Consider the following 13,344-nt stretch of genomic DNA (forward strand, 5'->3'; position numbering starts at 1 on the left):
CAGCCAGAGGTGTCCGCAAGCCGCCATCCCGGCGACTGAAAGCGAAGCCCCGGCTTCCTGCTACAGTTCCTCGACCGACAGCACCCCGTCCAGCGACTTGATCGCGCCCTTGATCTGCGGGTTGATCGGAAAGTCCTGGCCCAGATCCATCTCGACATCGCCCGGCAGCCCCGGCGCCATCAGGCAGAGCTGGATCGGCCCCTTCGAGGCCCCGCGCGCCGCCCCGGCGGCGTCCTCGAGCACCTTGGCGACCGTTGGTACGACCTGCGCTTCGTCAACAAAGATGCGCAACCCGGTTGCTCCGGCTTCGGCCACAAGGGAATCCGCAGGGCCAACCGAGCGGCCCAGCAGCTTGAGCTGATCGGCTTCCATCGTCGCCTCGGCGGTCAGAACCACCTGCGCGCCGGTTTCCAGAAACTCGCGGCACTTCTCCAACGTGTCCGAAAACAGCGTGACCTCATAGGCGCCGGTGGGATCAGACATTTGAACGAAAGCAAAGCGGTTGCCCTTGGCCGATTTCCGCTCCTGCCGCCCGGCGACAACCCCGGCCATCTTGGCGATGAACGGACCAGACCGAGCCTTTTCCGTCACCTCGTCCAGCGTCATCACCTGTTTGCGCTTCAGCGCGGGCATGTAATCGTCCAGCGGATGCCCCGAGAGATAGAAGCCGATGGCCTTGAATTCTTCGCTGAGGCGTTCGGCCGGCAGCCAGTCCGGCGTCGGCGACAGGCGCGGTTCGGGCAGGTCGTCGCCTGCCTCGCCGAACAGAGACACCTGATTGGAGTATTTCTGTTCATGGATCGCCGCCGAATACTGCACCAGACGGTCAAGGCTTTCGAACACGCGGCGACGGTTCTTGTCGAGCTCATCAAAAGCGCCGGCACGCGCCAGCATTTCCAGCGGACGTTTGCCGACCTTCTTCAGGTCGACCCGGCGGGCGAAGTCAAAGAGGTTGACGAACGGTTTGTCTCCCCTGCCCTGCACCACCAGATTCATCGCCTCGACGCCCACGTTTTTCAGCGCGCCGAGCGCATAGACCAGTTGGCCATCCACCACGTCGAAGGTCGCCAGCGAGCGGTTCACGCAGGGCGGCACGTAGGGCAGGCCCAGCCCCTTGCGGACCTCTTCGAAATACACCGCCAGCTTGTCGGTCAGGTGGATATCGCAGTTCATGACCCCGGCCATGAACTCGACCGGGTGGTTCGCCTTGAGCCAGCCGGTCTGATAGCTGACCACCGCATAGGCCGCCGCGTGGGACTTGTTGAAGCCGTAGTTGGCGAATTTCTCCAAGAGGTCGAACACCTCGGAAGCCTTCTTGGCGTCCACGCCGTTCTTGGCCGCGCCGGCCTCGAATTTCGGGCGTTCGGCGTCCATCGCCTCTTTGATCTTCTTGCCCATCGCGCGGCGCAGCAGGTCGGCGCCGCCAAGGCTGTATCCCGCCATGACCTGCGCGATCTGCATCACCTGCTCCTGATAGACGATGATGCCCTGCGTTTCTTCCAGGATATGATCGATCAGCGGGTGGACCGAGGTGATCTCGCGCTGGCCGTTCTTGACCTCGCAATAGGTGGGGATGTTTTCCATCGGGCCGGGGCGGTAGAGCGCCACAAGCGCCACGATATCCTCGATGCAGGTGGGCTTCATGCGCTTGAGCGCGTCCATCATGCCCGAGCTTTCCACTTGGAACACCGCCACGGTTTTGGCCGCGGAATAAAGCTTGTACGTCGCCTCATCATCCAGCGGGATGGCGTTGATCTGGTTTTCAGCCCCCTCGGCGGGCTCATAAAGTTCGGTGCCATCGGCGGCGATGTGCAATGGGCGCCCGGATTTGAAAATCAGGTCCATCGCGTTCTGGATAACGGTCAGGGTCTTCAGACCCAGAAAGTCGAACTTTACCAGCCCGGCCTGTTCCACCCATTTCATGTTGAACTGGGTCGCGGGCATGTCCGAACGCGGGTCCTGATAGATCGGCACCAGCGCATCCAGAGGACGGTCGCCGATCACCACGCCTGCCGCGTGGGTCGAAGCATTCCGCAACAGCCCCTCGACCTGCTGGCCATAGGTCAGCAGGCGGTCGACCACCTCTTCCTCGCGCGCGGCCTCGCGCAGGCGGGGTTCGTCTTTCAGCGCCTTTTCGATGGAAACAGGTTTCACCCCCTCAACCGGGATCATCTTGGACAGGCGGTCCACCTGCCCATATGGCATTTGAAGCACCCGCCCGATGTCGCGCACTGCGGCCTTGGACAAGAGCGCGCCGAAGGTGATGATCTGACCCACTTTGTCGCGGCCGTATTTCTGCTGCACGTAACGGATCACCTCTTCGCGGCGATCCATGCAGAAGTCGATGTCGAAGTCGGGCATCGAGACCCGTTCGGGGTTCAGGAAGCGTTCGAACAGCAGGCTGTAGCGCAGCGGGTCAAGGTCGGTGATCGTCAGCGCATAGGCCACCAGCGAGCCCGCGCCCGATCCCCGCCCCGGCCCGACCGGAATGTCGTGATCCTTGGCCCATTGGATGAAATCCGCGACGATCAGAAAGTAGCCGGGGAAACCCATGCTTTCGATGATGCCCAGTTCGAAATCCAGACGTTCCTGGTATTCCTCGGGCGTCACCGCATGCGGGATCACGGCCAGACGTTTCTGCAAGCCCTCATTGGCGATGCGCCGCAGCTCGGCCACCTCGTCATCCGCGAATTTCGGCAGGATCGGGTCGCGTCGATAGGCCATGAACGCGCAGCGTCTGGCGATCTCGACGGTGTTTTCGATGGCCTCGGGCAAGTCGGCGAACAGGGTCGCCATCTCTTGTTGTGACTTGAAGTAGTGCTGCGCCGTCAGACGACGGCGGCCTTCCTGCTGGTCGACATAGGCCCCTTCCGATATGCAGATCAGCGCGTCATGCGCTTCGTACATGTCCGGCGTCGGGAAATAGACGTCATTCGTGGCGACCAGCGGCAGGTTCTTGGCATAGGCCATCTCGACATGGCCGCGTTCTGTCAGGCGCTCGGCCTCGGGTTGGCCATCTTCACCCGGATGGCGCTGAAGCTCGATATAAAACCGGTTGGGGAACATTGCCGCCAGCCGATCGACCAACGCTTCGGCCGCCGGGCGCTGACCCTGTTGCAGCAGCATTCCCACCGGGCCGTCAGGTCCACCGGACAGGCAGATCAACCCTTCAGATCGGTCGGCCAGTTCTTCCAAAGTGACCTGAGGCAGTTGCCCGCCCTTGTCCACGTAGAGACACGTGCTGAGTTTCATCAGGTTTTCGTACCCGGTCTCGGACTGCGCCAGCAGCACCAGAGGCGCGGGCATCTTCGGCTTCTCGCCCGGCTGGGCCTGGACATAGGTCAGATCGACCTGGCACCCCATGATCGGCTGTACCCCGGCGCCGCTTGCGGTGACCGCGAATTCCAGCGCCGAAAACATCGAATTGGTATCCGTCACGGCGACCGCCGGCATTTCCATCTTCTCGCACAGGCCCGGCAGCTTTTTCAGCCGCACGGCGCCTTCCAGAAGGGAATATTCAGTGTGAACGCGGAGGTGGATGAATCGTGGAGAACTGCTCATGACGCCCAAGCTACCCCAGCCGGCTGCGCGGCAAAAGACTGAACCGCGTTACGTTTGCCGCAAAAAAATCGCCATTGATTATTCGGCTTTTTCAGAAGGTGCTTCGGGATTGACTGGGCGTCGCAATCAAAAACCGCTTTATTTACAAGTGGCTGCCCATTAATCAGAAAAGGCGGTCTCAGGCCGTATACGTCTAATGGTGTATAACAGAGGCGGTTTTTCTTGCCAGACAAGCCGCGCTGTTTCTAACATCTCATGGCAAGCAATTCGCCCGCCACTCTTTCTACGTCGCATCGAAGGAGGGCCACAAGGGCGCAACCGGGTAAGGCGACGGGTTTCTCGAATGAACATCACGTTTCTTCTGAACGGAGAGACAGTGGAGTTGGCTGATATCGATCCGACAGCCACCCTGCTGGATTGGCTGCGCGAAGATCGCGGCCTGACCGGCACAAAGGAAGGCTGCAACGAAGGCGATTGCGGGGCTTGCACCGTGATGGTGACGGATGACGAAGGCGCCAAGGCACTGAACTCGTGCATTCTGTTTCTGCCGCAGCTGCACGGCAAAGCGGTGCGCACGGTTGAAGGCGCCAGCGGCCCGAATGGCGAAGCGCACCCGGTTCAGCAGGCAATGGTTGATCTGCACGGTTCGCAATGCGGTTTCTGCACACCCGGTTTCGTCATGTCGATGGTGGCCGGGCACACGAACGGTGCAACGGACCATGACACTTTGCTAGCAGGCAACCTGTGCCGCTGCACCGGCTATGCGCCGATCATTCGCGCAGGGAAAGCGGCCGAGGAACAGCCCGTTCCGGTTTGGGTCAAAGATAAACCACCTGCAACGATTGCCGCTTCGCGCATGCTGCCAACCTCATCCGACGAATTGGCCGCCGTGTATGCCGAGAACCCGAATGCGACTCTGATCGCTGGTGCGACCGATGTGGGCCTTTGGGTCACCAAGCAACTGCGCGAACTGGACCCAGTGATCTTCCTTAACCGCTGTGATGATTTGAAGAAGATCACGCTCAGCGGTGAAGAAGTCCGCTTTGGCGCAATGGTCGACATGAATCGCATGGGCGCGGCGATGGCCGATCTGCATCCGTCCTATGCCGAGATGATCCGCCGCTATGCCAGCGTTCAGGTCCGCCATGCGGCCACCGTGGGCGGCAATATCGCAAACGGTTCGCCCATCGGGGACAACCCGCCCGCGCTGATCGCGCTGGGGGCGACGCTGCATCTGCGCAAGGGCGACGAGCGGCGGTCGATCCCGCTGGAAGAGTTCTTCATCGACTACGGCAAACAGGATCGGGTTCCGGGCGAGTTTGTGGAAGCCGTTAGCTTCCCGCGCCAGCCAGATCGCCTGAAGGCTTACAAGCTCAGCAAACGGTTCAATCAGGATATTTCGGCTGTCTGCGGCTGTTTCAACATAACCGTTTCGGAGGGCAGCGTCACACAGGCGCGCATCGCCTATGGTGGCATGGCTGCTATCCCGAAACGGGCAACCCATGTCGAGACCGCTTTGGTCGGCAAACCGTGGACGCGCAAGACCGTTGACGCCGCGCTGCCATCCTTTGCCGACGACTTTTCGCCACTCACGGATATGCGCGCCTCGGCCCTGTATCGACTGGAAACCGCCAAGGCGATGCTTCAACGGTATTTCCTGGAAGATCAGGGCGAGATCACCAATGTGCTGGAGGTGTCAGCATGAGTGTGACGCAAGCCCTGCCCCACGACGCCGCCCCTTTGCACGTTTCGGGCGCGGCGCGGTACGTGGATGACATACCGACACCCAAGGGCACGCTGCACCTGGCCTTTGGCCTGAGCCCGATCGCCAAGGGCAAGATCACCGCAATGGATCTGTCGGCTGTCAAAAACGCCGAGGGTGTCGTGATGGTTATGACGGCAGAGGACCTGCCTTTCGCCAACGATGTCTCGCCCTCGATCCACGATGAGCCGCTGCTGTCGGACGGCACGGTGCACTATATAGGCCAGCCCGTGTTCCTGGTTGTCGCCACCAGCCATCTGGCCGCCCGCAAAGCGGCGCGATTGGGCAAGGTCGACTATGCCGAGGAAACGCCGATCCTGACGATCGCGGACGCCTTGGCCGCCGACAGCCGGTTTGAAGACGGTCCACGCATCTATGCCAAGGGTGATGCGGATGCGGCCATTGCCAGTGCGCCGCATGTGATCGAAGGTTCGTTCGAATTGGGCGGGCAGGAGCATTTCTATCTGGAAGGTCAGGCCGCGCTGGCCGTTCCGAATGAAGGTGCGGATATGCTGGTGCACAGCTCGACCCAGCACCCGACCGAGATTCAGCACAAGGTGGCCGACGCACTGGGTGTTCCGATGCACGCCGTCCGGGTCGAGACCCGCCGCATGGGCGGAGGGTTTGGCGGCAAGGAAAGTCAGGGCAACGCTTTGGCAGTGGCCTGCGCCGTGGCCGCCCGCGCAACCGGCAAGGCCTGCAAGATGCGCTATGACCGTGACGATGACATGATCATCACCGGCAAGCGCCACGCTTTCCGCATTTCGTACAAGGCCGGGTTCGATGAGCATGGCCATATTCAGGGCGTCTCATTCCACCACTATGCGATCTGCGGCTGGGCGCAGGACCTGTCGTTGCCCGTGGCCGACCGGGCGATGCTGCACTCGGACAACGCCTACCTTTTGCCGAACGCCCGGATCGAAAGCCACCGCTTGAAGACCAACACCCAATCTGCCACCGCCTATCGCGGGTTCGGCGGCCCGCAAGGCATGGTCGGCATCGAACGGGTCATGGACCATGCCGCGCATACGCTGGGTTTGGATCCCGTCGAACTGCGCCGCCGGAATTACTATGCACCCGCGCACGCCGTGGCCGAGAGCACACCGACAGAAAAACCACTGGGGCATCCCGATCCGCACGAAGACCTGACCAGCCGCGGCGCCGTTGAAATGGGTGACGCACCGGTGCGTCCTCTGCCTGCCGGCGGCAACACCACACCCTATGGGATGGAGGTCAGCGATTTCGAACTGCACGGCATGACCGAGGCGTTGCTGAAATCCAGCGACTATGCCGCGCGCAAGGCCGCTGTCGCGAAATGGAATGCCGAGAACAGTGTAATCAAAAAGGGCATCGCCTTTTCCCCGGTCAAGTTTGGTATCTCGTTCACGCTGACCCACCTCAATCAGGCGGGTGCGCTGGTGCATGTCTATCAGGACGGATCAGTCCACCTGAATCACGGTGGCACCGAGATGGGCCAGGGCCTGTTCCAGAAGGTCGCACAGGTCGCAGCGTCGCGCTTTGGCATACCGTTGGAGATGGTGAAAATCACCGCAACCGACACGGCGAAAGTACCGAACACGTCTGCGACGGCGGCATCTTCGGGAAGTGACCTGAACGGTATGGCGGTGAAGGCCGCATGCGACACGATCCGTGATCGGATGGCCGCCTATATTGCGGAACGTCATCAGGCCGATCCATCAACGGTCACGTTCTCGGATGGGCATGTCTCGGTCTCAGAAGAGCGCTACACCTTCGCCGAAGCCGCCGCACTGGCCTATCAAGGGCGCGTCAGCCTGTCGGCGACCGGGTTCTACAAGACGCCCAAGATCGAGTGGGACCGGATCGCCGGGCGCGGTCGCCCTTTCTTCTACTTTGCCTACGGCGCTTCCGTTACCGAGGTGGCGGTGGACACTCTGACCGGTGAAAACCGAATTCTGCGAACGGATATCCTGCATGACGCGGGCGCGTCGCTGAATCCGGCTTTGGACATAGGTCAGGTTGAGGGCGGCTATGTACAGGGTGCAGGGTGGCTGACGACCGAAGAGCTGGTCTGGGATGACACGGGCAACCTGCGCACGCACGCCCCTTCGACCTACAAGATTCCGGCCTGCTCGGACCGGCCGGACATCTTCAACGTCACGCTTTGGGATGGCGAAAACCGCGAGGACACCATCTATCGTTCGAAAGCTGTGGGCGAGCCGCCTTTCATGCTGGGGATCTCGACCTGGCTGGCGCTGTCGAACGCGGTTGCCGCCTGCGGAGACAGATACCCGGCCCTGAACGCTCCGGCCACGGCCGAAGAGGTTTGGCGGGGGGTCCAGAGGATGAAGGGAGGCACCTGATGGGATTTGACCTTGAGGCTTTGAGGGAGGCGGTCAAAACCCACGGGAAAGTGGTTCGGGTGGTTATCGCCGGGATCAAAGGGTCGTCCCCGCGCGAGGTGGGTGCTGCGATGCTGGTCTGGAAGGACGGGCAAAGCGGAACCATCGGTGGTGGTACGCTGGAATACCAGGCCGCAGAGGCCGCACGATCGCAAACAGTCGCCACGCGCCTGACGCATCACACGCTGGGACCGGACATGGGCCAATGTTGCGGCGGAGCGGTCTCGTTGTTCAGCGAAGTCTATGATCTCAAGAAGGTTGAAACGCTGGATGATACGATCATTGCACGATCAGCATCCGGTGGCGCCGTGCCTCTTTCGGTCAAGCGAGTGCTGGCGGCAGCACGCAGTCAGGGTATTGCACCCGAAACACGCCTGATCGACGGCTGGATGATCGAACCGGTGCATAAACCGGCACGAAACCTGTGGATCTGGGGCGCAGGTCACGTCGGACGGGCGCTGGTGGATGTTCTGTCCCCCCTGCCCGATCTTGCGATCACTTGGGTCGATACCGGCCCCGAGCGCTTTCCGGACGTGATTCCTGCAGGCGTGACCGATCTGCCAGCGACGAAACCGGTCGAACTTGTGCGACATGCACCGCCCAATGCCGAGCACCTTGTGCTGACTTATTCACACAATCTGGATTTAGAATTGTGCAACAGGCTGCTTTTGCACGATTTCCGCTTTGCGGGACTGATCGGCTCGGCTACCAAATGGGCGCGGTTCAGATCGCGGCTGGCGGCTCTTGGGCATCCGCCCGACCGGATAAGCCGGATTACCTGCCCGATTGGTGACCCGTCGCTGGGCAAACACCCGCAGATGATCGCCGTGGGCGTCGCAGCGCAACTGCTGCGCCCGGCCCGGCAGAATGAGTTGAAGAAGGACCTGAGCGCGTGACCACTCCATTGCTGAGCCTGCAAGGGTTGACCAAAGCCTATCCCGGTGTCGTGGCCAATGACCAGGTGTCCTTTGATATCGGTGAGGGCGAAGTTCACGCCTTGTTGGGGGAAAACGGGGCCGGGAAATCCACGTTGGTCAAGATGATCTATGGGCTGGTGAAACCTGACAGTGGCACCATGCTGTTACGCGGTCAGCCCTTTGCGCCGCCTGAACCCCGCGCCGCGCGGGCTGACGGAATTGCGATGGTGTTCCAGCATTTTTCGCTGTTTGACGCGCTGAACGTGGCCGAGAACATCGCCTTGGGGATGGAAAACCCGCCGGCCATGGGTGATCTGGCCTCGCGCATCCGCGAAGTGTCCGAAACCTATGGCCTGCCGCTGGATCCGTTCCGCACTGTCGGCGATCTGTCCGCCGGGGAACGCCAGCGTGTTGAAATTATCCGTTGCCTCCTGCAAGACCCGAAACTGCTGATCATGGACGAACCGACCTCGGTGTTGACCCCGCAGGAGGTCGAGATCCTGTTCGAGACGCTGAACAAGTTGCGGTCCGAAGGCACGTCGATCCTGTATATCTCGCACAAGCTGGAAGAGATACGGACCCTGTGTGATCACGCCACGATCCTGCGTCTGGGCAAGAATGTGGGCGAGTGTGTCCCCTCTGAGACCTCGGCCCGCGACATGGCCGAGCTGATGGTGGGAACGGCCCTGCAAACCCCGGAACGTTCGGAGCGTGAATTTGGCGCAGTGACGCTGGATGTCAGCGGGCTGTCGGTGCCTTCTCCGTCAGAATTCGGCACCGCATTGCGCAACGTGCATTTGACCGTCCGCAAGGGCGAGGTTCTGGGCATTGGCGGCGTTGCGGGCAACGGGCAGGATGAATTGCTGGGCGTTCTGTCCGGTGAAATCCTGACATCTGCCGACGCGATCAAGTTCAACGGTCAGGCGATCGGCAAGCTGGGTCCGACCGCGCGACGCAAACTTGGCGTGTTGACCGCGCCCGAAGAGCGGCTGGGCCATGCCGCCGCCCCGAACATGAGCCTGACCGAAAACGCCCTGTTGACCGGGTCGGTTCGAGAGGGTCTGGAAAGCAACGGCTTTCTGAAATGGGCCGAGACCAAGAGCTTTGCGGAGAAGATCATCGAGATTTTTGACGTCCGGACACCCGGCCCGGACAACGCGGCGCGGTCCTTGTCCGGGGGGAACCTGCAGAAATTCGTGATCGGACGCGAAGTGCTGCAAAACCCGGATGTGCTGGTGGTCAACCAGCCAACCTGGGGCGTGGATGCCGCAGCGGCGGCGGCCATCCGGCAAGCCATTCTCGACCTGGCGGCAAAGGGAACGGCGGTTGTCTGCATCTCTCAGGATCTGGATGAGTTGATGGAAATCTCGGACAGCTTTGCTGCGCTGAACGAGGGCCGCCTGAGTGCACCACGTCCGACAACCGGACTGACAGTGGACGAAATCGGGCTGATGATGGGCGGTGCCCACGGAATGGAGGTGGCGCATGTGTGATCTGTTGGGCCGCCTTCGGCGAGAGTATTTGAGAAAAGATGAAGAAGTCAGGGGAACGAGCTGATGATTGTGCTGGAGAAACGTCCTCAGCCTTCCAGGGTCTGGTCTTATGCGACGCCGTTGATTGCAGTTTTGGCGACGATGTTTTTTGGCGGAGTACTGTTCGCCATACTGGGCAAGAATCCGGTTGAAGCCATCGGCACCATCTTCTGGGAACCTCTTTTTGGTGAATTCGCCTTTTATTACCGCCCGCAGCTGCTGGTGAAAGGCGCTCCGCTGGTGCTTATCGCCATCGGTCTGTCGCTGGGCTTTCGTGCAGGCATCTGGAACATCGGGGCCGAGGGACAGTATATCATGGGCGCCATCTTCGGGGCGGGTGCCGGGCTGGCCTTTTACCCTTTGGACGCCTTCTATATCTTTCCGATCATGGTGATTGCCGGCGCCTTCGGCGGCTGGTTGTGGGCGATGATCCCCGCCTTCCTGAAGGTGCGTTTCGGCACCAACGAAATTCTCGTCTCGTTGATGCTGGTCTACGTGGCCGAGCAGATGCTGGCCTCGGTTTCTCTGGGTTTGCTGAAGAACCCCGAAGGGTTCGGCTTTCCGGGGTCCCGCAATCTGCAATCCTATGACAGTGCGCACAATGCCGAGTTGATCGCAGGTTCCGGCATGCACTGGGGTGTTGTGACCGCGTTGATCGCAGTGATCTTTGCCTATGTCCTGCTGAACCGGCACATGCTGGGCTTTCACATCCGCCTGACCGGCGAAGCACCGCGCGCCGCGAAATTTGCGGGTGTGAACCCGGCCCGGTTGATCCTGTTCTGTCTGGGTTTGTCCGGCGCGCTTGCAGGGCTTGCGGGCATGTTCGAGGTTTCCGGCCCTTCAGGCGTGGTCAGCATCGATTTCAACGTGGGCTACGGTTTCACTGCCATCATCGTGGCCTTTTTGGGCCGTCTGCACCCTGTGGGCATTCTGTTGGCCGGTGGCCTGATGGCGCTGACCTATATCGGTGGTGAAATCGCGCAGTCTCAGCTGGGCCTGCCTGCCGCTGCCATTCAGGTGTTCCAGGGCATGCTGCTGTTCTTTCTGCTGGCCTTTGACCTATTGACCAACTACCGCATCCGTGCGGCCCGTAACGAGGTGGCGTGACCCATGGACCTTGGTGAAATCAATCCCGTACTTCTGGTCGCTTCACTGATGGTGGCCGCGACCCCCTTGCTGCTGGCCGCGATCGGAGAGCTGGTCGTTGAGAAAGCAGGCGTTCTGAACCTCGGCGTCGAAGGCATGATGATTGTCGGTGCGATCAGTGGCTTCGCGATTTCGGTCGAGACCGGCTCGCCCTGGCTGGGCTTTGTTGCTGCTGCGATCGGCGGCGCTGTTCTATCGCTGCTGTTCGTCTTGCTCACGCAGTTTGCGCTGGCCAATCAGGTGGCCAGTGGTCTGGCACTGACCCTGTTTGGTCTGGGGTTCAGCGCGTTGATGGGGCAAAGCTATGTGGGGATCAAACCCCCCAGTATGGGCGACATCCATATTCCGCTGATCAGCGATATTCCGGTTGTCGGTCCGATCCTGTTTCAACATGACCCGATCCTGTACGTGGGCATCGCAATCACGGCGGCCGTCTGGGCGGTGCTGAAATACACCCGTCTTGGCCTGATCCTGCGGGCAGTCGGTGAAAACCACGATGCCGCGCATGCGCTGGGCTACAAGGTGATCAAGATCCGCATTCTGGCCATCATGTTTGGCGGCGCCTGCGCTGGTCTGGGCGGGGCCTATATCAGCCTGATCCGCGTGCCGCAGTGGACCGAGGGCATGACCGCCGGTGTCGGCTGGATCGCATTGGCCCTTGTTGTCTTTGCAAGCTGGAAGCCGTGGCGTGTCCTGCTGGGTGCCTATTTGTTCGGCGGCATTACCGTGTTGCAGCTTAATTTGCAGGCGGCAGGCGTTGCCATTCCCGTCGAGTATCTGGCAATGTCGCCCTATATCATCACGATCCTTGTGCTTGTGATCCTTTCGGCCGACAAGAGCAGCGCACCTGCCTCGCTGGGCCGGACCTTCCATGCCTCACACTAGGGGCCAACAGTACCAACTTGGGGAGTAACACATGAAATTCACTGCACTTCTGACGAGCGCCGCCATGGCGCTGGGTCTGGCATCGGGGGCCATGGCCGAAGACAAGACCAAGGTCGGTTTCGTCTATGTCGGCCCGGTCGGCGATGGCGGCTGGACCTATGAACATGACAAGGGCCGGCAGGCCGTTGAAAAAGAGTTCGGCGACAAGGTTGAAACCGTATTCGTTGAATCCGTTCCCGAAGGCCCGGATGCCGAGCGTGTGATGACCCAGATGGCGCTGGAAGGCGCGGATCTGATCTTTACCACCTCGTTTGGCTACATGGACCCGACCATCAACGTGGCCAAGAAATTCCCGGACGTGAAGTTCGAGCACGCAACCGGCTATAAAACCGCCGACAACGTCTCGGTCTACTCGGCCCGTTTCTACGAAGGTCGCGCGGTTCAGGGCCACATCGCCGGTAAAATGACCAAGTCGAACATCATCGGCTATATCGGCTCCTACCCGATCCCCGAGGTGATCCGCGGCATCAACTCGGCCTATATCCACGCCAAGAAGGTGAACCCGGATGTCGAGTTCAAGATCGTCTGGGCCTACACGTGGTTCGACCCGGCGAAAGAAGCTGACGCCGCCACTGTTTTGATCGAACAGGGCGCGGACGTAATCCTGCAACACACCGATTCGACAGCGCCGCAGGCAGCAGCGCAAGAAGCCGGCAATGTGATCACCTTCGGTCAGGCGTCGGACATGAGCGAGTACGCACCGCTTCCGCGTGTGTCATCGATCATCGACAACTGGGCCCCCTATTACATCGCGCGGACAAAAGCGGTAATGGACGGGACCTGGACGTCTTCCAACACCTGGGACGGTATCGGAGCAGGAATGGTTGAAATCGGTGAGATTTCGGACGCGGTTCCCGCAGATGTCAAGGAAGAGGCGCTGGCCCTGAAGGCGGCGCTTGCAGATGGCAGCTATCACGCGTTCACCGGTCCGCTGAAGAAGCAGGACGGCAGCGACTGGCTGGCTGAAGGCGAAACCGCTGACGACGGCACGCTGGCAGGCATGAACTTCTATGTCGAAGGGCTGGAAGGCGAAATTCCGCAGTAAGCTGTATCGTTAAGGAACGGAAAGGGCCCGCAATCCGTGTGCGGGCCCTTTTTTG

At 60.8% G+C, this 13,344-nt stretch carries 9 protein-coding genes; 8 read left to right on the forward strand and 1 reads right to left on the reverse strand.

Going from position 1 to position 13,344, the window contains the following annotated elements; all coding sequences use genetic code 11:
* Positions 1 to 60 precede the first annotated feature (60 nt).
* Complete coding sequence (dnaE, locus tag I9185_RS10645; RefSeq protein ID WP_210093032.1) at positions 61 to 3,561, reverse strand: DNA polymerase III subunit alpha; 3,501 nt, start codon at positions 3,559 to 3,561, stop codon at positions 61 to 63.
* On the opposite strand from dnaE, the gene I9185_RS10650 reads away from it, so the two are divergent.
* From I9185_RS10650 to I9185_RS10685, 8 genes are all read left to right on the forward strand, one after another.
* On the forward strand, positions 3,560 to 3,724 hold the full coding sequence (locus tag I9185_RS10650) for a hypothetical protein (protein WP_210093033.1): 165 nt from the start codon (positions 3,560 to 3,562) through the stop codon (positions 3,722 to 3,724). The genes dnaE and I9185_RS10650 overlap by 2 nt on opposite strands.
* 180 nt (positions 3,725 to 3,904) lie before the next feature.
* The gene (gene xdhA, locus I9185_RS10655) at positions 3,905 to 5,266 is read left to right on the forward strand and encodes a xanthine dehydrogenase small subunit (protein ID WP_210093034.1); all 1,362 of its coding nucleotides are present in this window, start codon (positions 3,905 to 3,907) and stop codon (positions 5,264 to 5,266) included.
* Positions 5,263 to 7,665: a xanthine dehydrogenase molybdopterin binding subunit gene (xdhB, locus tag I9185_RS10660; protein ID WP_210093035.1), complete on the forward strand. Its 2,403-nt coding sequence runs from the start codon at positions 5,263 to 5,265 to the stop codon at positions 7,663 to 7,665. Before xdhA ends, xdhB begins: the two co-directional genes overlap by 4 nt.
* The gene (xdhC, locus tag I9185_RS10665; protein WP_210093036.1) at positions 7,665 to 8,600 is read left to right on the forward strand and encodes a xanthine dehydrogenase accessory protein XdhC; all 936 of its coding nucleotides are present in this window, start codon (positions 7,665 to 7,667) and stop codon (positions 8,598 to 8,600) included. The genes xdhB and xdhC overlap by 1 nt, the downstream gene beginning before the upstream one ends.
* Positions 8,597 to 10,114 (forward strand): ABC transporter ATP-binding protein, encoded by a 1,518-nt coding sequence (locus I9185_RS10670; protein ID WP_171723876.1) that lies wholly within the window; start codon positions 8,597 to 8,599, stop codon positions 10,112 to 10,114. Before xdhC ends, I9185_RS10670 begins: the two co-directional genes overlap by 4 nt.
* Before the next feature lie 63 nt (positions 10,115 to 10,177).
* On the forward strand, positions 10,178 to 11,260 hold the full coding sequence (locus tag I9185_RS10675) for an ABC transporter permease (RefSeq protein WP_171637078.1): 1,083 nt from the start codon (positions 10,178 to 10,180) through the stop codon (positions 11,258 to 11,260).
* A 3-nt stretch (positions 11,261 to 11,263) separates the two neighbouring features.
* Positions 11,264 to 12,184: an ABC transporter permease gene (locus tag I9185_RS10680; RefSeq protein ID WP_171232333.1), complete on the forward strand. Its 921-nt coding sequence runs from the start codon at positions 11,264 to 11,266 to the stop codon at positions 12,182 to 12,184.
* Between the two features lie 31 nt (positions 12,185 to 12,215).
* On the forward strand, positions 12,216 to 13,289 hold the full coding sequence (locus tag I9185_RS10685) for a BMP family ABC transporter substrate-binding protein (protein WP_171637080.1): 1,074 nt from the start codon (positions 12,216 to 12,218) through the stop codon (positions 13,287 to 13,289).
* Positions 13,290 to 13,344: the final 55 nt, after the last annotated feature.

This window comes from Ruegeria sp. HKCCSP346 (assembly GCF_017872595.1).
GTDB lineage: Bacteria > Pseudomonadota > Alphaproteobacteria > Rhodobacterales > Rhodobacteraceae > Ruegeria.